Below are 25,897 nucleotides of genomic sequence, written 5' to 3'. Positions count from 1 at the left end.
GGGAGTGAGGCCGCATGACCGCCACCGACAGTGACATCAATATTGGCATTGACATCGATACCGCTACCGTCACTCCCTCCCGCGACGCCTCCCCCGCTCCCCGCGCCATCCCCGTCGCCGTCGTAGGGATGTCCTTCCGGCTGCCCGGCGCCGACACCCCCGAGGAGTTCTGGCGCACGATCCACGACGGCGCCGACCGCATACGCCGCTTCACCGAGGCCGAACTCGCCGCCGCGGGCGTGTCCGAGGAGCAGTACCGCGCCGACGACTTCGTCGGGGCGAGCGGCGTCCTCGAGAACATCGCCGGCTTCGACGCGAGCTTCTTCGGGATGAGCGCGCACGAGGCCCGCATCACCGACCCCCAGCACCGGCTCTTCCTGGAATGCGTCCACCACGCCCTGGAGAACGCCGGGTACGCGGGCGGCCCGAGCGGCGCGGGCGGCGCCGGCCACTCTGGCGGCGCAGGTCACTCAGGCCCACCCCCCGGCCACGAAATCGGCGTCTACGCCAGCACCGGCTACCACCTCTACTCCCTCCAGACCTACCTCCAGAACAACGTCCTGCCGGACGGCGTGGCCGACTGGGTCGCCGGGCTCCAGGTCACCGTCGGCAACTTCACCGACTTCACCGCCAACCGCGCCTCCTACCGCCTCGGCCTGACGGGACCGGCCGTCAACGTCCAGACGGCGTGCTCCAGTTCGCTGACGGCCGTGGCCCTCGCCGCGCAGTCCGTGGCCCACGGCGAGTGCGACATCGCGGTGGCGGGGGCCACGGCCCTGCACGTGCCGCAGGTCCTCGGCTACCAGTACGTCAAGGGATCCATCCTCTCCAAGAGTGGCTACCTGCGGCCCTTCGACGCGGACGCGGACGGCACCGTCGGCGGTACGGGCGTCGCGGCCGTCGTGCTGAAGCGCCTTGACCGGGCCCTCGCGGACGGCGACCACATCCACGGCGTCCTCCGCGGCTGGGGAGTCAACAACGACGGCGCCGACAAACGCGCGTTCACCGCGCCCAGCGCCGACGGCCAGCGCGGCGCCATCCGGCGCGCCCTGGAGCGGGCCGGGGTCGACGCGGGCACCGTCGGCTATCTGGAGACCCACGGCACCGGCACCTTCAAGGGTGACCCGATCGAGTTCGAGGGCGCCACCGCCGCGTTCCGCGCCGACACCGACCGCACCGGCTACTGCGCCCTCGGCTCGGTCAAGGCCAACATCGGGCACCTCGACGTCTGTTCGGGGCTGGCGAGCCTCATCAAGACGCTGCTCGTCCTGCGGCACAAAATCATCCCGCCGATGGCCAACTTCCGCCGCCCCAACCCCGCCCTCGACCTCGCGGCCGGCCCCTTCTACATACCCGAGTCCCCGCGCCCGTGGCCCCGGGGCGCCACCCCGCGCCGGGCCTGCGTCAGCTCCTTCGGTGTCGGCGGCACCAACGTCCACGTCGTCCTCGAGGAGGCCCCCGAGCCCGCCCCCCGCCCCGCCGACACGCCGCAGCCCCCCGGCGTCCTGCTGGTCGCGGGCCACACCGAGGCCGCGCTCACCGACAACGCCCTCGCCCTACGCGACCACCTGCGCGCCCACCCCGACACGCACCCCGCGGACCTGGTGACGACGCTGGCGCTCGGCCGCGCCCACCGAAGGCACCGCCTCGCCGTACGGGGCGACACCATCGCCGCGCTCACGGCCGGCCTCGACGCCTGGCTCACTAAGCCACCGAGCGCGGACGGGGCAGGTGCGGGGGGCGCAGGCACGGACGGGGCCGACATCGGCTTCCTCTTCACCGGCCAAGGCAGCCTCCACCGCGGCACGGCACGCCTGCTCCACGAGCGTTTCCCCGTCGTACGCGAGATCCTCGACGCCTGCGAGACGCGGTACGCGGCGCTCACCGGCGGCGACAGCCTCCTCGCCCCACTGCTCGGGACGGAGCACGAGACCGAGCACGGGGCCGGGGCCGAGCCGGTCTGGCCCACCGACGTGGCGCAGCCCGCTCTCTTCGCACTCCAGTGCGCGCTCGTCCGCCTGTGGGACACGGCCGGGATCGCGCCCCGCGTGGTCGCCGGGCACAGCGTGGGGGAGTACGCGGCGCTGTACGCGGCCGGGGCGCTCTCGCTCACGGACGGCCTGCGCCTGACGGCAGGGCGCGGCGCGCTGATGCGCCGCCTCTGCGCGCCCGGCGCGATGGTCGCGGTCCCGGTCGAGGTGGGCGCGGCGGTCGAGCTGGCCGCCGAGGTGCCCGGCGTCGAACTGGCCGTCAGCAACGGCCCGCGCAGCCAGGTGCTCGCGGGCCCGGCCGCTGCCATGGACACCCTGTTGGCCCTGCTGGCCGAGCGCGGGGTCCCGGCGCGGCGACTGGAGGTGCGTCACGCGTTCCACACCGCGCTGATGGACCCGGTCCTGGACGGTCTGCGCGAGCTGTGCGCCGAGGTGGAGTTCGGGCCGTGCGAGGTGCCGTTCGTGAGCGGCCTCGACGGTCGTACCCGGCCCACCGGCTGGACGCCGGACGCCGACTACTTCGTACGACAGACACGTGAGCCGGTGCGGTTCGCCGACGCCCTGCGCGAACTCGGCGCCTCGCACACCGCCGCGGGCACACTCCTGGAACTCGGCCCGCACACCACGCTCAGCGGGCTGGCGCGGCGCGAACTGCCGGGCCGGGCGGCGTATCCCACGCTGCGGCGCGGCGCGGGGCTCGAACCGCTCTGGGACGCGGCGGCGGGTCTCTACCGGGCCGGGGCGCCCGTCGACTGGCGGACTTTCATGGGCCGGGCGGGCCGCAGGATCCCCCTGCCCGGCTACCGCTTCCAGCACAAGGACTACTGGACAGGGCCGGAGAACCACCTTCCCCGGCCCGCACAACCGGCAAGGGATGGGGCCGAAGTGGCACAGGACGAGGCAGTGGTCGAGCGGGTGCTCCAGCACATCATCAAGGTCACCGCGGAGCATCTCAGCTACGAAACGAGCGAGATAGCGGAGGACGCCTCCTTCTTCGACCTCGGTGCGGACTCGCTGCAGATGATCGGCGTGCTGCGGGAGTTGGAGGAGGAGCACCGCGTCAAGGTGTCGATGCGGGAGCTGTTCGAGGAGGCGGGCTCGGCGAAGGGGCTCGCGCGGATCATCGTGGGCAAGATGGGGGCGGGGGGCTCCGGTGCCCCGAGCGCCCCGAGCGCCCCCAGCGCCCCGCTCGCCACGCCTGAGTCCGCCTCGCGGTACGGGTCCGCGGCGCCGCTGTACCGGGAGCCCGCGCCGACGCACCGGGAGCCCGCGCCCACGTACCGGGAGTCGGCTCCGACGTATCAGGAGCCCGCGCCCACGTACCGAGAACCGGCGCCTGCGTACCGCGAGCCCGCGTCGGCGTACAGGGGGGAATCGGCTCCGACAGGCCGTGAGCCCGCGCCCACCTACCGCGAGCCCGTTCCGGCGTACGCGGAGCCCGCGCCCACGTACCGGGAACCGGCTCCGTCGTACCGGGAGCCCGTGCCGACATACCGCGAGCCCACCCCGACGTACCGCGAACCCGAGCCAGCCACCCCGACCGCCCCGACCGCCCCGGCAACCCCAACCACCCCCGCCCCTATCGCCCCCGCCACCCCACCCGAGTACGCCACCCGCCGCGAAGTCGAGGAGCTGGTGCGTCAGGTCCACCAGCTCTCCCAGATGCAGCTCCAGCTGATGGGACAGCTCTCCCAGCTCCTCGCGGCCCAGGCGGGTCAGACCGCTCACGCCGCCGCCCCGGCCACCCGGACAGACCGATGAGCGCGCCCCAGGACTCCCTCTCCGCGGCCGTCGACCAGGACCTCGCCGCGATGGCCGAGCTGTCCCAGCGCATCTCCCAGCAGCTGGGGGCCCCGGCGGGAGAGGCGCCGCCCGCGGCCCGCCCCGCCCAGCACGGGCCCCGCCTGGAGGTGTCCCGCGCCTCCGGGATGGTCCGCGGCGGCTCCCCGGAGTCGCAGCGGGCCCACCTCGACGACCTCGTACGCCGTTACACCGCCAAGACGCCCACCTCGAAGCGGATAACCCAGCGCTACCGCCGGGTGCTCGCCGACAGCCGGGCCGCGGTCGGGTTCCGCAGCGGCACGAAGGAGATGCTGTACCCCATCGCGGGGCGCAGGGCGCACGGCTCCTGGCTGGAGGACGTCGACGGCAACCGTTACGTCGACATCACCATGGGCTTCGGCGTGCTGCTCTTCGGCCACGAGCCCGCCTTCGTCTCCGAAGCGGTCCGCGAGCACCTCTCGCGCGGCATCCAGCTCGGCCCCCGCAACGTCGAGACCGGCGAGGCCGCCGAACTCCTCGCCGAGCTGACCGGCATGGAGCGCGTCGCCTTCGCCAACTCCGGCACCGAGGCGAACTCCGCCGCCATCCGCCTCGCCCGCGCCGCCACCGGCCGCTCCCGCATCATCACCTTCGAGGGCGCCTACCACGGCCACAACGACAACGTCCTCGGCCGCTCCCCGCGCACCGGCGGCGAGGGCCTGACCACGGTCCCCATGTCCGCGGGCGTCCCGCAGAACGCCGTCGCCGATCTGCTCGTCCTCCCCTACGGCAGCGAGGAGAGCCTCGCCGTCATCGAGGCGCAGGCGGGCGACATCGCGGCGGTCGTCGTCGAGCCGGTGCAGAGCCGCCACCCGGCGCTCCAGCCCGCGGCCTTCGTGCGACGGCTGCGCGAGCTGACCGCGCGCCACGGCATCGTGCTGCTCTTCGACGAGATGCTGACCGGTTTCCGCCCCGCGCCGCGCGGCGCCCAGGACCTCTACGGCGTCACCCCCGACCTCGCCACCTACGGCAAACTGCTCGGCGGCGGCTTCCCCATCGGGGCCATCGCGGGCCGCGCCGACATCATGGACGGCATCGACGGCGGATACTGGAGCTACGGGGACGACAGCTACCCGGCGGCCGACACGACCTTCTTCGGCGGTACGTACATCCAGCACCCCGTGTCGATGGTCGCGGCCCGCGCCGTGCTCACCCACCTCAAGGAGCACAGCCCGCGCCTCCAGGAGCGGCTGAACGCCCGCACCGACGAGCTGGCGGGCGCGCTCAACTCCTTCTTCGAGGCGGAGGAGTTCGCCCTGAGCATGAGCCACTTCGGCTCGATGTTCCGGTTCGAGCACCGCGCGGACATGGAGCTGCTCTACCACCACCTGATGTTGCGCGGCGTCCACGTGTGGGAGTGGCGCAACTTCTTCCTCTCCACCGAACACTCCGACAGCGACGTCGAGTTCATCGTCGACGCGGTGAAGGGCTCCTTGCGGGAGCTGCGCGCTGCGGGCTTCTTCCGTACGAAGGCGAAGGCGAAGGCGACGCCTAAGCCCACACCGAAACCGAAGCCGAAGGCGAAGCCGCAGGCCATGGCCTGGAACGCCGCCGCGGCCGCTGCCGTGCCCGCCCCCCGAGCCGCAGCGGCGCGCACCCGCCCCCTCGACTTCGGCGTCTACTTCTTCGGCGACTACCCGCAGGACGAGCAGGCGCCCCGGCACGGCAAGTACGACCACCTCCTGGAGACCGCCCGCTTCGCCGACCGCAACGGCTTCCACTCCCTGTGGATCCCCGAGCGGCACTTCCACTCCTTCGGCGGCCTCTTCCCGAACCCGGTGGTACTCGCCGCCGCGCTCGCCCGCGAGACCGACCGCATCCGCATCAACGCGGGCTCCGTCGTCCTGCCGCTGCACGATCCGATCCGCGTCGCCGAAGAGTGGTCGATGGTCGACAACCTCTCCGGGGGCCGCGTCGGCATCGGCTGCGCCAGCGGCTGGCACGCCAACGACTTCGTCTTCTTCCCCGAGCGCTTCGGCACCCACAAGGAGACGATGTACGAACAGGTGGCGCAGGTGCGGCAGTTGTGGCGCGGCGACCCCGTGCGCCGCACCACCGGCGACGGCGAGAAGGCCCTGTGCCTCTTCCCGCGCCCGGTGCAGGACGCCCCGCCCATGTATACGGCCGTGGTCGGCAACCCGGCCTCGTACGAACAGGCCGCACGCCACGACCTCGGCATCGTCACCAACCTCATGACCCAGGGCGTCGACCAGCTCCGCGAGAACATCGCGCTCTACCGCCGTACGCGCGCCGAGCACGGCCTCGACCCGGACGCGGGGCACGTCGCCGTGCTCCTGCACACCTACCTCGCCGAGGACCACGCGGCGGCCCGCGCCGAGGCCCGCGAGCCGCTGTCCCGGTACATGCGGGCGTCCCTGTCCCTGTTCGGCGGCGTCGCCAACAGCCTGGGCCACCAGGTCGACCTGTCGGCGATGACGGAGGACGACCTGGACGTCGTGTTCCGCCGCGCCTACGACCGCTACTGCGACCAGCGCGCCCTCATCGGCAGCCCCGAGAGCGTGCGGCTCGTCGTGGACGAGGTGCGGGCCGCGGGCGCCGACGAGGTCGTCGCGCTGGTCGACTTCGGCGTGGAGCCGGCCGCGATGCGCGCCGGTCTGGTCCACCTCGACGCGCTGCGCCGCTCCTGCACGACGCCCACCGCCGCGCCGGCCGCCACCGCGCCACCCGCCACCGTGCCGCCCGCCTCCGGAGCGCCCCTCTCGCCGGGCCAGCAGCGGATCTGGTTCCTGGAGCGGATGCTGCCGGGCCGCACCGCGTACAACGAGGTCAAGGCCATCGACCTCGACGGCCCGCTGGACGTCGACGCGCTGCGGAACTCCCTGCGCGCGCTCGTCGCCCGGCACGAGCAGCTGCGCACGGTCTTCCGCGAAGTGGCGGGCGAGGCGCGGCAGTTCGCCCAAGAGGCCAGTGGGGTGGACTTCGAGGTCGTCGACGGGACGGCCCCCGGGCGTGACGCGGTCGCCGACACCCTCAAGGCGGAGAGCGAGCGCCGCTTCGACCTCGCGAACGGCCCCCTGTTCGTCACGCGCCTGGTCCGCCTCGGCGCCGAGCGGCACGTCCTCGTCCTCTCCCTGCACCACATCGTGATGGACGCGGCGTCGGCCGCCGTCCTCGCCCGCGACGTGTCCGCCCTCTACCGCGCGGAGAGCGCGGGCGAGACCACGGGCGAGCCCGCGGGCGCCCCGGCCGCCGCCGGACTGCCCGCCCTCACCCACACCTACGCCGACCACGCCCGCCGCCAGCTCGACTCCCTCGGCGACGCGAAGGCGGCGGAGGACCTCGCGTACTGGAAGAAGGCGCTCGACGGCGACCTGCCCGTCCTCGACCTGCCCACGGACCGGCCGAGGCCCGCCGTGATGACGTCGAACGGCCGCGCCCTGTTCCGCACGCTCACCCCCGAACTCTCCGACGCCGTACGCAAGTTCAGCCGCGAGCGGCGCAGTACGCTCTTCATGACGCTGCTCGCCGGATACGCGGCGGCCCTGCGCCGCGTCACCGGCCAGGACGACCTCGTCATCGGCACCCCGATGTCCGACCGCAGGCCCCCGTACGAGGATGTCGTCGGCTTCTTCGTGAACACCCTCGCGCTGCGCCTCGACCTCTCCGGCGACCCGGACTTCGGCACCCTTCTCGACCGGGTGCGCGCGGTCGCCCTGGACGCGTACGACCACGCGGACGTGCCCTTCGAGGCCGTCGTCCGGGAGCTGGCCCCCGCGCGGGCACTCGACAGGACGCCCGTCTTCCAGACGCTCGCCGAGTACGAGACCGGCGACCCCTTCCGCTTCGACCTGCCCGGGGTGCGGGCGACACCGCTCGACTCGGGGCCCGACAAGGCGCTGACCGACCTCAGCGTGTACTTCACCGATCAGCCGGACGGCGTCCGCTGCCATCTGGAGTACAACACCGACCTGTTCGACGAGGCGACCGTCGACGCGCTCTTCGGGACCTTCCGTGACGTCCTCACGGAAGCGGTGGGCGCCCCGGGACCGGGCGCGGTGCCCGAGGCGTGGCGGCGCGGGCGGGCCCGGCAGCGGACCCGGAGCACCGTCCACGCCCTCGCGTCACGGTGGGCCGAGGCGGCCCCCGGCCGCACCGCCGTGATCAGCGGCGAACAGACGCTGACCTACCGGGAGCTGGACGAGCGCGCCGAGCGGCTCGCGGCCGTCCTGCGCGAGCGGGGCCGGGGTGACGGGCCGGTCGCCCTGTGGCTGCCGCGCGGCATCGACCTCGTCGTCACCATGCTGGCGGCGCTCAAGTCGGGCCACGGCTATGTGCCGCTGGACCCCGGACAGGGCCGGGCGAGGGCCGAGGCGATCCTCGCCGAGAGCGGGGCGCGGACGCTCGTGGTGGACGGGGAGGCCGAGGGGAGGCCGACACCGCCGTCCGGGACCGCCGTGGTGGAGGTCGACGCCGCGCCACTCGCGTCCACGGACGCGCCGCCGGGATCCGCTCCCGACCCCGAGTCCCTGTGCATGGCGATCTACACCTCGGGCAGCACGGGCGCTCCCAAGGGCGTGGCCATCCCGCACCGGGCGGTCGTGGACCTGTGCCAGTGGCACCACGAGCGCTTCGGCTTCACGGCGGACGACCGCAGCGCCGCCGTGTGCGGGCAGAGCTTCGACGCGGCCGTCCTGGAGATCTGGCCCGCGCTGACGGCGGGCGCCACGGTCGTCGTCGCCGACGACACGGTCCGCAAGGACCCGGCCGCGCTGGCCCGCTGGTACGCGGAGCACGCCGTCACCTTCACCATCCTGCCGACCGCCCTCGGCGAGGCCGTCCTCGCCCTGCCCGACGACCGGCAGCCCCCGCTGCGGCACCTGCTGCTCGGCGGCGACGTACTGCGCACCAGGCCGCGCCCGGGCGCGCCGTACGAGACGGTGAACGTGTACGGCCCCACGGAGGCGACGGTGCTCTGCACGGTCCACACGGTGGAGCCCGCCCCCGCCCCCTCCGAGGCCCCGGCCCCGATCCCGGTCGGGCGCCCGGTCGACAACGTCACGCTGCGGGTGCTCGACGCGGAGGGCCGCGAGGTGCCCGCCGGGGAGGTGGGGGAGCTGTACGTGGGCGGCCCCGGGGTGGCCACCGGCTACCTGGGCAGGCCCGACCTGACCGCGGAACGCTTCGTCCGCGACCCGCTGGCCCGCACGGGCGGCCCGGACGGCCCGGACGGCACGGAACGGATGTACCGCACGGGCGACTTGGTGTGCTGGGACGCTTCAGGGGCCCTGGAGTTCCGGGGCAGGTCGGACGACCAGGTGAAGATACGGGGGTTCCGCGTGGAGCCCGAAGAGGTCTCGCACGCCCTCAACGGCCTCGCGGAGGTCGCCGAGGCGGTGGTCCTGTCGCACCGGGACCACCGGGGGGAGGCCCGCCTCGCGGCCTACGTGGTGCCCGCGACGCCGACGTCGAGCCCCCAGGAACTGGCCGCCCGCCTGACGGCGGAACTGGCGACACGCCTCCCCGACCACCTGGTCCCGCGCGCCTGGTCCGTACTGCCCGCGCTCCCCCTCTCCGCCAACGGAAAGCTGGACCGAACGGCGCTGCCCGCCCCGTCCCTCACGACGGTGACGAACCCCATGGCACCCGGCGACACCCCGCCCTCCGCCGCTCCCGTCCGCCCGGCCCCCGAGAACGTGGAGGCGCGCGTGCGGCGGCTGTGGGCCGACGAATTCGAGATCGATCCCGCCATGGTCGGGGCCGACGCATCGTTCTTCGAGCTTGGCGGGCACTCGCTCACGGCCATCCGCCTCGTCAACAGCGTGCGGGAGGAGTTCGGCGTCGAGTACCCCGTTGCCCGCTTCTACGAGCAGCCCACGCTGGGCGCCATGGCGCAGTACCTCTCCGCGAACGGCGACGAGAGCGAAACCGAAAGCGAGAGTGAGGGCGAGGGCGAGGGCGAGGGAGAGGACGAGAACGGGAGCAGGAGCGGAACGGCCGCCGACGTACTCGGGCGCGCCCCCGTCACCGCCCAGCAGAGCGCCTTCATCACCCGGCACCTGACCCACCCCCGCCCCCAGATCTACAACGTGGCGATGCGCCTCACCTTCACGGGCGCGCTCGACGTACCCGCCCTGCGCGCCGCACTGACCCAACTGGTCGCCCGCCACGAGGCGCTGCGCACCCGCCTCGTGCAGGACGAGGGGACGGGGGAGTGGTGGCAGGAGGCGTTGGCCCCACGGCCGGTCGAGCTGCCCGAGGAGGATCTGGTCGCGTGCCCGGACCCCGCGGACGTGGCCGACACGGAGGCGGAGGCCGAGCGTCTGGCGGCGGAGACGGCGGCCGAGCCGTTCGACATCCGGGCCGAACTCGCCCCGGTGTTCCGGCTGCTGCGCACCGGCGCCGACCGCTGGGCGCTCCTCTTCGTCCTGCACCACTCGGCCTGCGACGGCTGGTCGGTCAGCGTCCTGCTGCGCGAACTGGCCGCGCTGTACCGGGCGGCGGTCACCGGAGAGCCCCACGGCCTGCCGGAGACCGTGCCGCAGCCCAGCGAGTACGCGCGCTGGCAGCAGGACCGCGGCCGCACCCAGGACAGGGGCCGCCTCGTCGACTACTGGGCACGGCAGTTGAAAGGCGCCCCCTTCGACCTGGCGCTGCCACTGGACCGGCCCCGCCCCGAGCAGCTGAGCGGGGAGGGCGACGTGGTGCTGTTCACCGTGGGGAGCGCGGTGCGGGCCGGCGTGGAGGCGCTGGCGCGGCGGCACCGGACGACGCCCTTCGCGGTGACGGCGGCCGCCCTGGCCCGCCTGGTCGCGAAGGTGACCGGCGAACAGGACGTCGTACTCGGCATCTCCTACGCCAACCGCGAGCGGCGCGAGTTCGAGGCCCTCGCGGCCTGCACGGTGTCGTCCTTCACGCTCCGGGTCCGCGGCGGCGAGGCCGACACGTTCGGCGCGCTGGTGGACCAGGTGGCGCGCGGTGTGGTCGGGGCCATCGACCACGCCGCGCCGATTCGGGCGGTGGCGGAGGAGCTGCGGGAGGCGCTGGGGACCGAGGTCCCCGACCGGCTGCCGCTCGGTTTCCAGTACCAGAGCTCGCTGGAGACGGACATCGAACTGCCCGGCGTGACCACGGCGGTGGAGGACCTCGCGGTGCCCGGCGCGCGCTCGGAGTTCAACTTCGGCCTGATCCCCACGGGCGATGTCCTCTCCGGCTACCTGGAGTACTCGACCGACCTGTGGGACCGCGCCACGGTCGAGGCGTGGACCACCGCGTACGTCGATCTCCTGGCGGAGTCCGTCACTGCCCCCGGGGCGGGGGAGGGGGAGGAGGGCTGAGCGGCCGGGCTCACCGGCCGCTCACCGGCCCCCCGCCTCAGCCGCCCAGTGCGACGGCCGCCGCGATCGCCGGGCCGAAGGCGCCGCCGAGCTGGTAGCAGAGGTTGAACAGGCCGATGCCGGTGGGGCGTTGGGCGTCCGGCGCGTCCTTGGTCGCGTACACCATGAGCGTCGCCTGGCCGGCGCTGGTCGTGAAGACGGCCAGCGTCGCGACCAGCAGGAGCAGCGGCGCCCAGGGGGTCAGCGCGGCGGTGAGCGGTGCGAGCGCGCCGACGGTGAGCAGGATCGTCAGGACCCGTGCCCGGGTCATCCGGGCCGAGGCCGCGGCCAGCGCCATGGAGAGCGCGGAGCCGGCGAGGAGGGCCACCAGCTGGCCGGTGCCGATCGTGGCGGCCGACCAGTCGGTGCGCTCGCCCAGCAGCTGCGGGACCGTGAAGAGCAGGGTGAAGTACGAGGTCGCCAAGGTGCAGGCGAGCGCGGCCGAGAGCACGAAGGCGCGGGTGCGCAGCAGGGCCGTCGGCACGAAACCGGTGGGGTGTGCGCGGATGTGCAGGGCCAGCGGTACGGCCGTCGCCAGTGCGGCGGCCAGGGCCGGGAGCGGATAGCGCGGGATGAGCACCAGGGCCGTCGCCGTCAGGACCAGCAGGGCGGCGCCCCGGCCGTCGAACGGGGTGCTCCCTCGCGGTGCGGACAGGTCGGCGCGGCGTACGACCGCGGGCAGGGCGAGGAGGGCGACCGCGCCGACGGCCAGGGACACCCGCCAGGAGGCGGTGCCCGCGACGGCCGAGCCGAGGAGCGGCCCGACCGCCCCGAGCGTGCCGAAGCCCGCGGTGATCACGCCCATCCGGCGGACCGAGCCCGCCAGGCTCATCGCCGCGGTCACCAGGCCCGCGCCGCCCGCGGCCTGCGCGGCCCGCCCCGCCATGGCGAGCGGCAGCCAGGGCGCCGCGGCGAGGACCGCGGTGCCGGCCACGACCAGGGCGGCGCTCAGCTTGAGCGTGGTGCCGAGGCCGCGGCGGCGCAGCAGTGCCGCCATCAGCGGGGTGCCGACGGCCATGGCCCAGGCGAACACGGTGACGAGCCAGGTCGCGGTGGCCGTACGGACCCCGAGCGAGCCGGCCATGTCGGGGAGTATCAGCACGGGACTGTTGGCGCTCGCGGCGACCGGGGTGGCCAGCAACGCCAGCCAGAGGGCAGGGACTTGGCGCGTGGGGCGTACGGCGGCCGGGGGCGGGGTGACGGATGCCGCCTGCGGGGCGGGGCCGGGACGGGTCTGCGTGAGCACGGACATGCTGGCGGCTCCGATCGGGTCGGGGGGTTCAGGCGGAGGGGTTCAGACGGAGGTGACGACTTGGCCGTAGCTGAGCCGCGGTGAACGCGGGAACCAGGCGTCCGGGCCCGGCCGGCCGATGTTCACGACCATCAGCGGGGTGTGGTCGTCGTCCAGGAACTCCTTGCGTACGCCCGGGAAGTCGAAGCCGGTCATGGGCCCCGCGGCCAGCCCCGCCGCGCGCACGCCGAGTATGAAGTAGGCGGCCTGGAGCACGCCGTTGACCAGCGCGGACTCCTCCCGGACGGCGCGGTCGGCGAAGAGGAGGTCCTTGGCCTGCGGGAAGTGCGGGAGCAGCGAGGGCAGTTCCTCGTGGAACTCGTTGTCGGTGGCGAGGATCGCGACCAGCGGGGCGGCCAGCGTCTTCTGTCTGTTGCCCTCGGCCATCAGCTCCCCGAGCCGCTCGCGGGTGTCGGTGGACCGGACGAGGACCACCCGCAGCGGCGACATGTTGTAGGCGGTGGGGGCGTACTTCACCAGGTCGTAGATGGCCTGGACCTGCTCCTCGGTGACCGGCTCGTCGGTGAAGGTGTTCGCGGTGCGCGCCTCGCGGAAGAGCAGGTCCTGGGCGGCGGGGTGGAGGGACAGCTCGGACATGACGTACTCCTGTCGTTCGGTTGTCGCTCGGACTCGACAATCTCAGTAGTGAGATAAAAGCATTCGACTATCCCAGAGTCAAGTATCTCGAAACTAAGAGAACCAGGACTGATAGAGTCTCTACTGAGATAGCGCGTATCGAGAGGAGTGGCAGCGATGAGTGACGCCGTGGACGCGATCATCGGTCAGTGGGCCAAGGAGCGGCCCGACCTGGAGGAGGAGCTGTGGCCCGTGCAGCTCTTCGGCCGCATCCAGCGGCTGGCCCTCGTGGTCGACAAGTCGGTCAAGACCATCGCGGGCCGACACGGCCTGGACGTCGGGGAGTTCGACGTCCTCACCACGCTCCAGCGCTCCGGCCCGCCCTACGCCCTGACCGCCGGCACCTTCCTCAAGGCGTCCATGGTGTCGTCCGGAACCATCACCAACCGCGTCGACAAGATGGAGGCCAAGGGCCTGGTGGAGCGCGTACGCGACACGGAGGACCGGCGCAGCGTCAAGATCCGCCTCACCGAGCGCGGGCACGAGGTCGTGCGGGCCGCCTTCGCCGACCACCTGGCCAACTACGAACTGCTGCTCGCCGACGTGGACCGCGAGCTGGTCGATGCGGCGGGGGACGGTCTCCGGCGGGTACTTGAGGCCCTCGGCGACACCACCATCAAGTAACGCCCCTCGCAAGGGCCCTTACAGGGGATGCCTCAGACGGTTCTCAGCGGGCGGTGCGGACCCTCGGGCAGGACGACCTCGATCGGGTCGCCGGGGTGGATCTCGCCGCCCTGGACGACCACGCTCATGATGCCCGCCTTGTGGGCGACGGCGCCGTCGGCGTCGCGTCCGACGAGCTTCTTCATGAGCCCCGCCCGGAATGTGTCGATCTGGCGGCACGGGGTGCGCAGACCCGTGACCTCCACGACGGCGGAACCGCCGAGGCGCAGCAGTGTCCCCGTGGGCAGGCCGAGGAGGTCGACGCCGCACGTGGTGATGTTCTCGCCCAGCTCGCCGGGGGCCACGGTGAAGCCGTCCGCCGCCAGCTCGTCGAAGAGCTCCTCGTGGATGAGGTGGACCTGGCGGAGGTTCGGCTGGTCGGGGTTCTGCCGTACGCGGAAGCGGTGCTTGACCTTCTCACCGGCGTGTACGTCCCCCTCGACGCCGAACCCGGCGACCAGCGTGACGCTCTCGCGGTTCGGCTTGCTGAAGGAGTACGCGGCGTTGCCGCTGACAGCCGTGACTCTCGCGTCCATTGCACGACCCTAACCCGCCTCAGCCGACGGGCACCAAGGTCAGATACGCGAGGCCGAGCAGGGTGCGGTAGCCGCGCAGCCACGTGGAGCGCTGGGCGTCGACCTTCGCGCGCGTCTCGGCGGCCGAGGGGTGGTCCGGGTGCGCGGCGAGCCACTCCTCGACGCCGCTGCGGTAACCCGACTCGAACTCCTCCCACTCCTCCTCGCTCGCCGTCTCCACCCACAGCGGGCGGAACCCCGCCTCGATCGCCGCGTCCACCAGGTCGCCGAGCGACAGATGCTCGTCCGCGCGGGCGCCCGGCCACATCCCGGCGAGCTCGCCTTCGGTGGGGGTCCGCTGCCAGAAGCCCTCCCCGAGGACCACCCGGCCCCCGGAAGTCACCAGGCCGCGCAGGGCGCGCAGGGCCTCGACCGTCGCGAGGGGCGGCGCGGCGGCGCTGAGCGCCTGGCTCGCGCCGAGGCAGAGCACGATGTCCGCCGGGTCGCGCGTGGTGTCCCTCGCGGACTCCTCGACGAAGACGACCCGCTCGTCGAGCCCGCGCTCCTTGGCGAGGGCGCGGCCGCGGGCCAGGTCGTCGGCCTCGATGTCGACGCCGACGCCGGTGGCTCCCGGGGCGGCTTCGAGCACCCGGAGCAACAACTCGCCCCAGCCGCACCCGATGTCGAGAACGGTACGGGGCCCGGTGGCCGCGAGCCGCCCGACGAGCCGCCGCGCGCGGGCGTCGGAGAGGGGCCCGTGAAAGGCGAGATGACCAAGCCGCGGCGGAAGATCGGAGTCAAGGCTCATACGACCGGACGCTATCCCGCCCTTCCCCACCCGGACCACCACTTTTCACGGGCCCGCACGAGGCGCCCCAAGGGGGCGCGGGGTGCGGCCCGCACGAGGCGCCCCAAAGGGGCGCGGGGAACTGCGCGCCCAGCCCCAACGAACCCGCAGGCACCCCACACCCAAGGCCCCCCGGCCCGACTACGCCTCCGGCGAGCGCCGCGCCCTCCGCCGCGCTCCCAGAGTCACAAGCACCCCCACCGCCGCGCCCGCGAGCCCCGCCGGAACCATCCAGGCGCGATTGAGGGAGTGGCCGAGCGCATGGTCCGCGGAGTAGCGGCCGGGCCCCGTGACGGCGAGCGCCGCGGAGACCATGCCGAGGAACGCCGGGTACTCGTAACCGCCGCCCTGGCTGAAGAAGCCGTTCGGGGCGTGTACGGCCGACGCGCCCGCCATCGCCCCCGCCGCGGCCGAACCGGCCGCCGGAGTCGCGAGGCCGAGCGCGAGCAGCGTGCCGCCGCCCGCTTCGGCGACCCCCGCGACCAGGGCGTTCATCTTGCCGGGCACGTATCCGATGGACTCCATCCAGGCCCCCGTACCTTGGAGGCCGCCCCCGCCGAACCAGCCGAACAGCTTCTGCGTGCCGTGCGCGGCCAGCACACCCCCGGTCCCCACGCGCAGAAGCAGCAGCCCGAGGTCACGTCGGTCCGGGCACGAACAGGTCATGGGGGCTCCCAGGTCGATGGGTCGGCTCTCGCCGAGGGGGTGACCCTCCCACCGTCCGACGGACCGGCGCCGGGCACCCGGCCCGCGCGGCCGTACGGGTGAGGGCCCCGCCCCGCCCGGTGGCGGCCCGGACGGCCCGATGTGAGCGTGGGCCCATGAGCATTCAGGTAAACCGGCTGGGCGACCCCGCCGTACGCGCGTTCGTCACCGCGGTGAACTCCCACGACCGGGCCGCCTTCGAGGCGCTGCTCGCCCCCGGCGCGAGCATGTCCGACGACGGCTCCGACCGGGACATCGCCGAGTGGACCGAGCGTGAGGTCTTCTCCTCCAACGGCCACATGGACGTCGAGTCGGAGTCGGACGGCGGCCGCACGCTGCTCGTCAGCTACCGCAACGACACCTGGGGCGAGATGCGCACGAAGTGGCGCTTCACCGTCGACGACGCGGGCCGGATCACCCGCTTCGAAACGGGCCAGGCCTGACGCCTCCAGGCCCCGAAGCACCCTCGGAGGCGGCCGGCGCCGGTCAGTGGCAGCTCTTGGTCCCGTCGTCGCTCGTCGTCCACGAGCAGGAGTCCTGGAGCGAACCGCTCGGCTTGAGCAGGCGCGCCTTGTCGCTGGTGTTGTTCCAGACGTAGTTGCTCTGGCCCCAGTAGCGCACGCCCGAGGCGTTGGTGCCCTGGCCCGTGCGGACCTTGACGGTCTTGCCCGCGCCGATGTTGTAGCTGCCGAAGGTGTACGTGTAGCCGGTCTCGTCCTTGAGCTTGTAGCCCTTGAGCTGGATCGCGGACCGCGTGCTGTTGTGGATGTTCACCCACTCCGCGTTCAGCGAGGAGTTCGAGCGGGTGTCCCGGCCCGGGCTGTCGTACTGGATGGTGCCGAGGTGCAGCCCGCCCTGGTGGCGCGCGGTCGCCGCGGAGGCGGGCGACGCGGCGAGCAGGGAGGCCGAGAGGGCGGTGGCGGCGAGCGCCGCGGGGGCCATGGTGCGTATGCGCAAGGAGTGCTCCCAGTGTGAAGTTCTCGTGGAGAGGAGCTGAGCATACGGGGCGCCTGCGCCCGCCTTGAGGCGGTACCTCCGATTCCACTTGGGGAGATCCCGGCCCCGCCCTGATCCCGCCCTGGCACTCCGCAGGTCTCAACCCCGCCCGATGTACGGCATGTTGGTCGCGAGCACGGTCGCGAACTGCACGTTCGCCTCCAGCGGCAGCTCCGCCATGTGCCGCACCGTCCGCGCCACGTCGGCCACGTCCATCACCGGCTCGCTCGCCAACTGGCCGTTGGCCTGGAGGATGCCGGACTGCATGCGCTCGGTCATGTCGGTCGCGGCGTTGCCGATGTCGATCTGCCCGACGGCGATCCGGTAGGGGCGCCCGTCCAGGGAGAGTGACTTGGTCAGGCCGGTCAGCGCGTGCTTCGTGGCCGTGTACGCGACCGAGTTGGGACGCGGCGTGTGTGCCGCGATCGAGCCGTTGTTGATGATCCGTCCGCCCCGCGGGTCCTGCTCCTTCATCTGCCGGAAGGCGGCCTGCGCGCACAGGAAGGCGCCGTTGAGGTTGACGTCGACGACGTGGCGCCAGGCGTCGTAGGGAAGGTCCTCGACGGGGACGCCGCCCGGGCCGAACGTGCCGGCGTTGTTGAAGAGCAGGTCGAGGCGTCCGAACCGCTCGCGCACGGCGCCGAAGAGCGCCGCCACGTCCTCCGGGTTCGACACGTCGGTCCGTACGCACAGGGGGGCCTCGCCCTTGAGGGGGGCGAGGGAGGCCGTCTCCTCCAGGGTCTCCAGGCGGCGGCCCGCGAGCGCCACCGACCAGCCGGCGGCGAGCAGTTCGAGGGTGACGGCACGGCCGATCCCGGAACCGGCCCCGGTCACCAGGGCGACCCTGGGGGAGTCCGGCGCGGCGGGCTCGGCGAGGTGCTCCGCGGCGGTCTCCACGACGCTCTCCGCGGCGGCGACCACGGCGGTCCTCGCCACCCCCGCCGTGACCCCCTCCGGGTCGGCCTCCACGGTGCTGCCGACGGAACCGTCCCCGACGGTCCTCACCGCCGTCTCCCCCTCGGTCCCGGCCGCGTTCGATGAGGCAGTTCGCTCAGCGTTCATGGCCCCGCAGCGTACGGGAGGCGCGGGCACGTGGACATCATCCGACCGCCATATGGCTGTTGTGTACGTGACAGGCGCAGGACGTCCCCCGCCACTTACATGCCCCTGACACCAATCGTCAGGGGAGGGCCACATGACACCCGCAGCCCAGCAGCACGCACCCGAACTCCGGGCCGCCGCCCAGCACCTGGGGCGCCGCCGTTTCCTCACCGTCACCGGTGCCGCCGCCACGCTCGCCTTCGCCACCAACCTGCCGACCGCGGGCGTCGCGGGCGCCGCCGAGCTGGACGCCCGCCGCATCAAGGAGAACCCCTTCACCCTCGGCGTCGCCTCCGGGGACCCGCTGCCCTCCTCGGTCCTGCTGTGGACCCGCCTCGCCCCCGCCCCCTACGAGCCCGGCGGCGGCCTGCCCAAGGAGCGCGTCACCGTCCACTGGGAACTCGCCCACGACGCCCGCTTCCGGCGCGTCGCCAGACGCGGCGTCACCACCGCGCACCCCGAGTACAACCACACCGTGCACGTCGAGGTCGACCACCTGGACGCGGGCCGCCGCTACTACTTCCGCTTCCGCGCGGGTCAGTGGACCAGCGCCACCGGCCGCACCCGCACCGCCCCCGCGCCGGGCAGCCGCCCCGGGTCCCTGACCCTCGCCGCGGTCTCCTGCCAGGCGTACCACGACGGCTACTTCACCGCGTACAAGCACCTCGCGCAGGATGACGTCGACGTCGTCTTCCACCTCGGCGACTACCTCTACGAGTACGCGGTCAACGCGACCGGCGGCGCACGCAACTACACCGACCGGACGCTGCCCGCCCACTACAACAAGGAGACCCAGACCCTGGAGGACTACCGCCTGCGGTACGCCCTCTACAAGTCCGACCCCGACCTGCGCGCCGCCCACGCCGCGCACCCCTTCGTCGTCACCTGGGACGACCACGAGACCGAGAACAACTACGCCGACGACATCGACGAGAACGGCAACCCGCCCGCCGAGTTCCTGCTGCGCCGCGCCTCCGCCTACCGCGCGTACTGGGAGAACCTCCCGCTGCGCCGCCCGCAGCTGCCCAAGGGCCCCGACGCGCAGCTCTACCGGCGCCTGGTCTGGGGCCGCCTCGCCCAGTTCGACATCCTCGACACCCGCCAGTACCGCTCCGACCAGGCGTACGGCGACAAGGCGCACGCCCCGGGACCCGAGTCGGACGACCCGAGGCGCACCATCACCGGCGCCACCCAGGAGCGCTGGCTCCTCGACGGCTGGCGCCGCTCGCGCGCGCTGTGGAACGTGGTCCCGCAGCAGGTCACCTTCTCCCAGCGCAAGCTGGACCTCACCGCGCAGGCCAAGCTCTCCATGGACGCCTGGGACGGCTACCGCGCCTCCCGCAAGCGGGTCCTCGCGGGCGCGAAGGCGGCCGGCCTCGACAACCTCATGGTCCTCACCGGAGACGTGCACGTCGGCTACGCCTTCGACATCAAGGCCGACTTCGACGACCCCTCGTCGAGGACCGTGGGCACGGAGATCGTCGCGACGTCCATCGCGAGCGGCAAGGACGGCGCGGACAAGCCGGCCAACTGGGACACGTACACCAAGGCCAACCCGCACCTGAAGTTCTACAACGGGCGGCGGGGCTACGTGACGGTCGGCCTCGGCCGGGACGAGGCGCGCGCCGACTTCAAGACGGTCTCGGCGGTCACGACGCCGGGTGCCCCCATCAAGACCGCGGCGTCCTTCGTGACCGAGTCGGGCGACCCGGGGCTGCGGCCCGCGTAGCCGCCGTCGGCGGCCTCCGGCGTCCTGAGAGCCAGCGCCAGATCGTTGTCCGCGGTGAAGAAGGGACGCACGGAGGCGGTGGCACCGGCCCGGCCGCCGGGCGTCCCGGCAGCCGGATACGGGTACTCGGCGGCCGGATACACGTCCGTCCGCTTGCGGTCGACGACATCGCCGATGACGCGCGCCACCCGCACCGGCTCGGCACCGGGGGAGAGCCGCAGGGCCAGCTCCCAGGTCTCCGGCTCTCCGTCACCGGCGTCAAGGAGCCGGGTGTAGGGCACGCGGAAGCGGAAGCGGTCGGGCCCGCACGTCGTCACGTCGGTCTCGAAGGCGGAGGCGGGATTCCGGCGCGGTACGGCGAGGAGGCGGGGGCGCTCCTCGTGGGCGAACTCCGCGCCGTACAGCGTGCCTTCCACCGCGCACGACGCCGCGTCGGCCGTCAGCGTGTGGGCCTCGGCGTGCGCGGGGCGGTGCCATGTGCGCAGGGAGAGGTTGTTCTTGACGGTCGGATAGGGGATCCACCAGCCGAACGGCGTCCCCGGCAGGGCCGCGAGGCCCAGCAGGTCGCGCTGTTCGACGGTCGTGCACGCCACGCGGCGCCGTACGCCGTCGTCCGACCGGACGACATGGAAGTCCCAGCGGCCCTCGGCGAGCCGGTGGGCACGGCGTTCCAGCACGGCCGTCCACGGGGCCCCGTCGGTCTCGGGCCCGCGCAGGGGAACCGCGAGCAGATCCTCGCCCCGGCCTTCGGTGCCGCGCCGCGTCGCGGTCAGCGTGAACGCGCTGCCCCGCATCCCGGCGCGCTCCAGCCGTACGACGACATCGCCGGCGGCGTTCACGGAACAGGCCGACCTCGGCCGCAGCGGGCCGAGCCGCGCCGCGCGCCCGCGCCCCACCTTGCGCACGGTCCGCCCGAGCGCCCGGCGCGTGGCGGCTCCGGCGCGCCTGACACCGGCGGCCACGCGCAGGTCGAGAGGGGCCGGGGCGGGCGGGGAGGCGGCGCGCAGGTCGGCGATCAGCTCCTCGTAGCGGCGGGCGATGTGGTCCGGCGCGTACCGCTCGGCGCTGCGGCGGGCGGCGCTGCCCATGGCGCGGCGCAGGTCCGCGTCCTCGATGAGCGTGAGGAGCCCTCGGGCGACGGCGGCGCTGTCGCCCGAGCGGACGAGCAGCCCGTCCTCGCCGTCCCGGATGATCTCGGCGGGCCCGTGGGGGCAGTCGGTGGCGACGACGGGCGTGCCGCACTGCATGGCCTCCACGATGGTCATGCCGAACGACTCCTCGCGGGAGGTGACGGCGGCGATCGCCCCCTTGGCCCACTCGGTGGCGAGGGAGGGGGTGGCGCCCATCAGGAACACGTGGTCGCTCAGCCCCAGTTCGTCGATGCGGGCGCGCAGCGCGGAGTGCTTGGGGCCGCGTCCGTAGATCCGCAGCTTCCAGTGCGGGTGCGCGGCGGCCACGGTGGCGAAGGCGTCCACGAGCAGGCCGTACCGCTTCACCGGGATGAGGCGTCCACCGGCGATGACCAGCGGGGCCGTGCCGTCCGACGCGGTGGTGCCGGGTGGCGGCGAGGAGTTGGGGATGGACACGATCGGGGTGCCCGTGGCGGCCAGTTCCCGGCGGTGCGTGACGGCGTCCGCCTCCGTGACGGTGGTGTGCGCGTCCAGCGAGGCGATGGCCGCGTCCTGCGCGGCGCGGATGCCGGGCTCGTGGGTGCCGTAGACGCGGTGCTCCTGGCCGATCCGCAGATAGTGGCCGCGGCCGAACTCCGCGAGGTAGACCACCAGGCCCGGCCTGGTGGCCACCACCACGTCGGCGTCCGTACGGCCGAGGAAACGGGCCACCCGCCGGTCGGTGAGCGCGTCGAAACCGGCGCCGTGCGCCTCGACGCGCGGGACGCACGCCGTCGGCCCGCCAAGGAGTGCGCTGCCGAGGTCGTTGCGCGGCGCGTGCGGGCGCTTGTCGATCAGCGGCCGCAGCCGGACCTTTCCGCTGAGCGGCAGACTGGGCCTGTCGTGCGTCCGCCAGACGCTGACAATTTCAACGTCATGGCGCTCGGCGAGGGCACCGGCGGAATTGAAGGTGGCGCGGACGGTGCCACCGATTCCATATGCGTTCTGCAGCAGAAAGGAGATTTTCATCGTGCCTTGTCCGGATCGGCAATTTGTCTGGGAAGCCCACTTTTCCATGTCTTGGCGGATTTTCCGGTGAGCACACGCGTGGGGGCGTGATGGCCACTCCGTACGGTGAACGGGCGGTCGCCGCGTTGACTCGCCCCGGCGTCAAGGGAATTGCGTGAACCAGCGCTGCCCGGGGTCTTTCGTGGTGCAGGCGGCCAGCCGCAACCGGGGGTGCGGCCGCAGCGGATCGTCCTGGGTCAGGCAGCGGCCCGCGGTACGCAGCTGCCCCCACCGCGTGACCAGCCACCAGGCGGCAGGTGCGCCGGTGCAGGGCGCGAGGACGACGGCCGAGCCCTCGGCCCGTACGCATCGGTGACCGCCGCCCGCGCTCCCGGCCCGCAGCAGGCCGTCCGCGAGGCGCCACCGTTGCTGGGGCGCACCGGTGCAAGGGGCGGTGCGGATCTCGCCGCCGTGCTCACCGCCGTCCCCGGTCAGACAGAGGTCGGCCTCGGTGAATCCGGAATCCGTGGAGCCGATCCAGGAGACGATGGTGCCGGGGCGGGCGACGGGTGTGCGGCGCGGATAATTCCTTTCGAGCCACCGGATGTAATGATCTGCCGCCTTTCTGGTGGGCGCGCAGTAATGTCCGGGGCAGCGGTTCACCAGCCTCTCGTCATGAATGTAGTAATGCTCGAAAATGGCCCTTTTGTGGGCGGTTCGGGCGGCACTGAGATTGGGCGGACGCAGCGCATTCCCATATCCCTCGTATCCGGTCAGTCGAGGAGGGTCTGATTCCATTCGGGCGCGGAGGGTCGCGAGACGGAAATAGCGCGCGGTGATCGCGTGATCGCTGTGGTCGGCCCATTCCTCGCCGGAGGACTTCAGCGTGGTGTTGGCGAAGTCCAGGGTGCGGACGGTGTCGGGCCGAAAACGCCTGATGAGGGCGGCCAGGGTGGCGACCAGATCCGATTCCGTGTAACGCGCGGAGCCGTCCACCGCGCCGAGCGAATGGACCCTCGACCGGAAGAGGGCGAGCAGGCTGTGGCGCCGCGACGATTCCTGGCTCCAGCCCCCGTCGGGCAGCCGCAGGAAGAGCAGCCGGATGTCGGGCCCCGGCGGTCCGGTGTCCAGACGCACACCGTGCAGGGTCCGCCCGCCCGCCTTCACGGGCGCGTACTCCCAAGGGCTGGGCGCGCCCGGCCGCATCGGCATACCGGCGAGAGCGCTGTACGCCTGCTGTACGCCCCATTCGCGGCGGACGGCATACCCGCCCGACCATTCCAGATGGGCGTCGCCCGCGGTCACGTACACGACGCGGAGGCACTTCCCTTTCCCGAAGTCCTCGGCGATCGCCGGATTGATGAACAAGAGGTCGTCATCCTGGTGCGCCACACCGACCAGCGTCGTGTCACGGCACTCCGCGCCGACCGGTGAATCGTCCGGCGCGGGCACGGTGAATGCCAGCGTGGCGAGCCCGATGAGGACGGACAGCACGAACTTGTAGGTGTGAATGACACGTATCTCCGCGATGGCACGCAACTCCGCTTCTCGCGCGAAGCCGGGGCCCGTAAGATCTGCCCGGCGATGAGCCAAACGAGTGAGGCCCCGGGCCGTCACTCGACCTGCGACCATGGACGGCGCATCGATCCACGGAAGGGGCGGCATGCCTGAGCGCGGGCGGACAACGGAAGAGCACCACATACCGAAGGCGGCGGGCCCCGCGAGCCCCGCCGCCCTCCGCCGCACCGGGGCCCTCGTCACCCTCGTGCTCGGCGGCCTCACGGCCGTCCCCCCGCTCTCCATGGACATGTACCTGCCGGCGCTGCCGGAGGTCACCGACGCCCTGCACGCGCCCGCCGCGACCGTGCAGCTGACCCTGACGGCCTGCCTGCTCGGCATGGCCCTCGGCCAGCTCGTCGTCGGCCCGATGAGCGACAAGTGGGGACGGCGCCGCCCGCTCCTCATCGGCCTGCTCGTCTACGTCCTCGCCACCGCGACCTGCGCCTTCGCCCCCACCGCGGAACTCCTCATCGGCTTCCGCCTGCTCCAGGGCCTCGCGGGCGCGGCGGGCATCGTCATCGCCCGCGCGGTCGTCCGCGACCTGTACGACGGCGTGGAGATGGCCCGCTTCTTCTCCACCCTGATGCTGATCTCCGGCGTCGCCCCCGTCGTCGCGCCCCTCATCGGCGGCCAGGTCCTGCGCTTCACCGACTGGCGCGGCATCTTCGCCGTCCTCACCGGCGTCGGCATCGCGCTGACCCTCCTGGTGTGGCGGCGCCTGCCCGAGACTCTCGCGCCGGAGAAGCGGCACGGCGGCGGCACGCTGGAGGCGCTGCGGACCATGCGCGCGCTCCTCGCCGACCGCGTCTTCACCGGCTACATGATCACGGGCGGTTTCGCGTTCGCCGCGCTCTTCGCGTACATCTCCGCCTCGCCCTTCGTGATCCAGGAGATCTACGGCGCCTCCCCGCAGACCTTCAGCCTCCTCTTCGGCGTCAACTCCGTCGGCCTGATCGCCGTCGGCCAGATCAACGGCAAGATCCTCGTCGGCCGCGTCAGCCTCAACAAGGCGCTCGCCTTCGGACTGACGGCCATCACCGTCGCCGCGACGGCGCTCCTGCTCATGACGGCCGGCGTCTTCGGCGATGTGGGTCTCCTCCCCGTCGCCGCCGGGCTCTTCGTCCTGATGTCGGCGATGGGCCTCGCCATGCCCAACACCCAGTCCCTCGCCCTCACCCGCACCCCGCACGCCGCCGGTTCCGCTTCCGCGCTGCTCGGCACCTCCTCCTTCCTCATCGGCGCGATCGCCTCGCCGCTCGTCGGCATCGCGGGCGAGGACACGGCCGTCCCGATGGCCGTCGTCCAACTGGTCTGCGCGCTGGCGGCCCTCACCTGCTTCGTGGGACTGTGCCGACCCTGGCGGCACGCGCCCACGGAGGAGGCGGACCACTGAGCGCACCCCGGCTCCTGCGCACCGGCACCCCGGCCCGGGCGGGCCTCGACCCGGACGAGATCGACCGCCTCGTCGCCGACGTGCGCGAGCTGCCGCGCGGGCCGCGGCCCTGGTGCGCGGGTGCGGTGGTGGCCGTGGGCCGTGGCCCGGTCATCGCGGCCGAGGCCGCCGCGGGGTGGGCGGTCCGCTACGCCTCGTACGACCCGGAGGCCGAAACGGGCGTCGAGCTGCCCCGCGAGTGGCAGGTGCCGATGCGCACGGACACGCCCTTCGACCTGGCCTCGCTCACCAAGCTCTTCACGACCGTCGCCGCCGTGCAGCAGCTGGAGCGCGGCACGCTCGGCATCGACGCGCCCGTCGGTGCGTACGTCCCCGAGTTCCGGGGCGCCGCCGAGCACGGCGTCACGGTGCGGCAGCTCCTCACGCACACCTCGGGGCTGCGGCCCGAACTCCCCTTGTACGACTGCCCCGACGACGCCTCCCGGCTCGCCGCCCTGCGCGCCGAGTCGCCGGTCACCGAGCCGGGCTCGTACGTCTACTCCGACCTGAACATGCTGCTCCTCCAGCACATCCTGGAGCGGCTCACCGGGCGCCGCCTCGACGCCCTCGTCCGCGAGGGCATCACGGGGCCGCTCGGCATGGACGACACCGGCTTCGGGCCGCGGGCGGACGCCGCCGCGACGGAGGACCAGCGCAGGCCCTGGGCGAAGGTGGACCGGGGGATGCTGCGGGGGGTCGTCCACGACGAGAACGCCTGGGCGCTGGGGGGTGTGGCCGGGCACGCGGGGCTCTTCTCCACCGCCCGTGACCTGGCGGTGTTCTGCCGCACCCTGCTGTGCGGGGGCTCGTACGGCCGGGCCCGCATCCTCGGCCCCGACCACGTCGAGCTGATGCTCACCGGCTCCGGCCTCGGCTTCGGCATCGACCAGCCGTGGTTCATGGGCGAACTGGCGGGGCGCGGCGCGGCGGGCCACACGGGCTTCACGGGAACGTCCCTCGTCCTCGACCGCGCCACGGATACGTTCCTGATCCTGCTGGCCAACGCGGTGCATCCCCGGCGCCGTCCGGGTGACAGCACCCCTCGGGCCTCCGCCGCCACGAGGCTGGCCAGGGCGGCCCGCGACAGCTGACCTCGCGAAAGCGCCCCGAAGGGGCGCGGGGAACTGCGCGCTCAGCCGAAGACGATTCGCACTCGCCG

General features: G+C 73.1%; 15 protein-coding genes and 1 pseudogene. 7 read left to right on the top strand and 9 right to left on the bottom strand.

Features of this window, described 5'->3' with window-relative positions; genetic code table 11:
• Window positions 1-14 precede the first annotated feature (14 nt).
• Both DMA15_RS10400 and DMA15_RS10395 read left to right on the top strand, forming a co-directional pair.
• Complete coding sequence (locus DMA15_RS10400; RefSeq protein WP_206302704.1) at window positions 15-3,752, top strand: type I polyketide synthase; 3,738 nt, start codon at window positions 15-17, stop codon at window positions 3,750-3,752.
• Window positions 3,749-11,107 (top strand): non-ribosomal peptide synthetase, encoded by a 7,359-nt coding sequence (locus DMA15_RS10395; RefSeq protein WP_125512494.1) that lies wholly within the window; start codon window positions 3,749-3,751, stop codon window positions 11,105-11,107. The genes DMA15_RS10400 and DMA15_RS10395 overlap by 4 nt, the downstream gene beginning before the upstream one ends.
• A 37-nt stretch (window positions 11,108-11,144) precedes the next feature.
• Here DMA15_RS10395 and DMA15_RS10390 read toward each other — a convergent pair whose 3' ends face one another.
• On the bottom strand, window positions 11,145-12,398 hold the full coding sequence (locus tag DMA15_RS10390; protein ID WP_125512493.1) for an MFS transporter: 1,254 nt from the start codon (window positions 12,396-12,398) through the stop codon (window positions 11,145-11,147).
• A gap of 42 nt (window positions 12,399-12,440) precedes the next feature.
• Window positions 12,441-13,034: a malonic semialdehyde reductase gene (locus tag DMA15_RS10385; protein WP_125512492.1), complete on the bottom strand. Its 594-nt coding sequence runs from the start codon at window positions 13,032-13,034 to the stop codon at window positions 12,441-12,443.
• A gap of 156 nt (window positions 13,035-13,190) precedes the next feature.
• Here DMA15_RS10385 and DMA15_RS10380 point away from each other — a divergent pair, with 156 nt between their 5' ends.
• Window positions 13,191-13,697 (top strand): MarR family transcriptional regulator, encoded by a 507-nt coding sequence (locus DMA15_RS10380; RefSeq protein ID WP_125512491.1) that lies wholly within the window; start codon window positions 13,191-13,193, stop codon window positions 13,695-13,697.
• A gap of 32 nt (window positions 13,698-13,729) precedes the next feature.
• Here the strand turns inward: DMA15_RS10380 and DMA15_RS10375 are convergent, their stop codons facing one another.
• From DMA15_RS10375 to DMA15_RS10365, 3 genes are all read right to left on the bottom strand, one after another.
• Window positions 13,730-14,272 (bottom strand): MOSC domain-containing protein, encoded by a 543-nt coding sequence (locus DMA15_RS10375; protein ID WP_125512490.1) that lies wholly within the window; start codon window positions 14,270-14,272, stop codon window positions 13,730-13,732.
• Window positions 14,273-14,291: 19 nt separating this feature from the next.
• Window positions 14,292-15,059, bottom strand: a complete 768-nt coding sequence (locus DMA15_RS10370; protein WP_125512489.1) for a class I SAM-dependent methyltransferase — start codon at window positions 15,057-15,059, stop codon at window positions 14,292-14,294.
• A gap of 180 nt (window positions 15,060-15,239) precedes the next feature.
• The gene (locus tag DMA15_RS10365) at window positions 15,240-15,764 is read right to left on the bottom strand and encodes a DoxX family membrane protein (protein WP_125512488.1); all 525 of its coding nucleotides are present in this window, start codon (window positions 15,762-15,764) and stop codon (window positions 15,240-15,242) included.
• A 155-nt stretch (window positions 15,765-15,919) separates the two neighbouring features.
• Here DMA15_RS10365 and DMA15_RS10360 point away from each other — a divergent pair, with 155 nt between their 5' ends.
• Window positions 15,920-16,246 (top strand): nuclear transport factor 2 family protein, encoded by a 327-nt coding sequence (locus tag DMA15_RS10360; RefSeq protein WP_125512487.1) that lies wholly within the window; start codon window positions 15,920-15,922, stop codon window positions 16,244-16,246.
• Between the two features lie 43 nt (window positions 16,247-16,289).
• Here the strand turns inward: DMA15_RS10360 and DMA15_RS10355 are convergent, their stop codons facing one another.
• A complete protein-coding gene (locus DMA15_RS10355; RefSeq protein WP_125512486.1) occupies window positions 16,290-16,760 on the bottom strand; it encodes a lamin tail domain-containing protein in 471 nt (156 codons plus the stop codon).
• 138 nt (window positions 16,761-16,898) lie between these two features.
• Window positions 16,899-17,696 carry an SDR family oxidoreductase gene (locus DMA15_RS10350; protein WP_125517564.1) on the bottom strand — a complete coding sequence of 266 codons (798 nt, stop codon included), beginning with the start codon at window positions 17,694-17,696 and terminating at the stop codon, window positions 16,899-16,901.
• A 298-nt stretch (window positions 17,697-17,994) separates the two neighbouring features.
• Between DMA15_RS10350 and DMA15_RS10345 the strand changes: the two genes are divergently transcribed.
• Entirely contained in the window at window positions 17,995-19,629 is a 1,635-nt protein-coding gene (locus DMA15_RS10345; protein ID WP_125512485.1) for an alkaline phosphatase D family protein, read from the top strand.
• 1,037 nt (window positions 19,630-20,666) lie between these two features.
• Here the strand turns inward: DMA15_RS10345 and DMA15_RS37405 are convergent.
• Window positions 20,667-21,767: pseudogene (locus tag DMA15_RS37405) on the bottom strand (glycosyltransferase family 4 protein); the annotation flags it as partial.
• A 141-nt stretch (window positions 21,768-21,908) separates the two neighbouring features.
• Window positions 21,909-23,285, bottom strand: a complete 1,377-nt coding sequence (locus DMA15_RS10335) for a ricin-type beta-trefoil lectin domain protein (protein WP_164551719.1) — start codon at window positions 23,283-23,285, stop codon at window positions 21,909-21,911.
• A 124-nt stretch (window positions 23,286-23,409) separates the two neighbouring features.
• Between DMA15_RS10335 and DMA15_RS10330 the strand changes: the two genes are divergently transcribed.
• Both DMA15_RS10330 and DMA15_RS10325 read left to right on the top strand, forming a co-directional pair.
• Window positions 23,410-24,699, top strand: a complete 1,290-nt coding sequence (locus tag DMA15_RS10330; RefSeq protein ID WP_125512483.1) for a multidrug effflux MFS transporter — start codon at window positions 23,410-23,412, stop codon at window positions 24,697-24,699.
• The gene (locus DMA15_RS10325; RefSeq protein WP_125512482.1) at window positions 24,654-25,829 is read left to right on the top strand and encodes a serine hydrolase domain-containing protein; all 1,176 of its coding nucleotides are present in this window, start codon (window positions 24,654-24,656) and stop codon (window positions 25,827-25,829) included. The genes DMA15_RS10330 and DMA15_RS10325 overlap by 46 nt, the downstream gene beginning before the upstream one ends.
• The last annotated feature ends 68 nt before the right edge of the window (window positions 25,830-25,897 follow it).

The sequence above is a fragment of the Streptomyces sp. WAC 01529 genome (assembly GCF_003945545.1).
Taxonomy (GTDB): domain Bacteria; phylum Actinomycetota; class Actinomycetes; order Streptomycetales; family Streptomycetaceae; genus Streptomyces; species Streptomyces anatolicus.
This window is presented reverse-complemented; position numbering and strand designations above follow the sequence as displayed.

Excerpts from the sequence above, each read along its gene's own strand:
- DMA15_RS10395 (WP_125512494.1), top strand. The coding sequence starts at position 3,749 with ATGAGCGCGCCCCAGGACTCCCTCTCCGCGGCCGTCGACCAGGACCTC.
- DMA15_RS10385 (WP_125512492.1), bottom strand. The coding sequence starts at position 13,034 with ATGTCCGAGCTGTCCCTCCACCCCGCCGCCCAGGACCTGCTCTTCCGC.
- DMA15_RS10390 (WP_125512493.1), bottom strand. The coding sequence starts at position 12,398 with ATGTCCGTGCTCACGCAGACCCGTCCCGGCCCCGCCCCGCAGGCGGCA.
- DMA15_RS10380 (WP_125512491.1), top strand. The coding sequence starts at position 13,191 with ATGAGTGACGCCGTGGACGCGATCATCGGTCAGTGGGCCAAGGAGCGG.
- DMA15_RS10345 (WP_125512485.1), top strand. The coding sequence starts at position 17,995 with ATGACACCCGCAGCCCAGCAGCACGCACCCGAACTCCGGGCCGCCGCC.
- DMA15_RS10375 (WP_125512490.1), bottom strand. The coding sequence starts at position 14,272 with ATGGACGCGAGAGTCACGGCTGTCAGCGGCAACGCCGCGTACTCCTTC.
- DMA15_RS10400 (WP_206302704.1), top strand. The coding sequence starts at position 15 with ATGACCGCCACCGACAGTGACATCAATATTGGCATTGACATCGATACC.
- DMA15_RS10370 (WP_125512489.1), bottom strand. The coding sequence starts at position 15,059 with ATGAGCCTTGACTCCGATCTTCCGCCGCGGCTTGGTCATCTCGCCTTT.
- DMA15_RS10330 (WP_125512483.1), top strand. The coding sequence starts at position 23,410 with ATGCCTGAGCGCGGGCGGACAACGGAAGAGCACCACATACCGAAGGCG.
- DMA15_RS10365 (WP_125512488.1), bottom strand. The coding sequence starts at position 15,764 with ATGACCTGTTCGTGCCCGGACCGACGTGACCTCGGGCTGCTGCTTCTG.
- DMA15_RS10360 (WP_125512487.1), top strand. The coding sequence starts at position 15,920 with ATGAGCATTCAGGTAAACCGGCTGGGCGACCCCGCCGTACGCGCGTTC.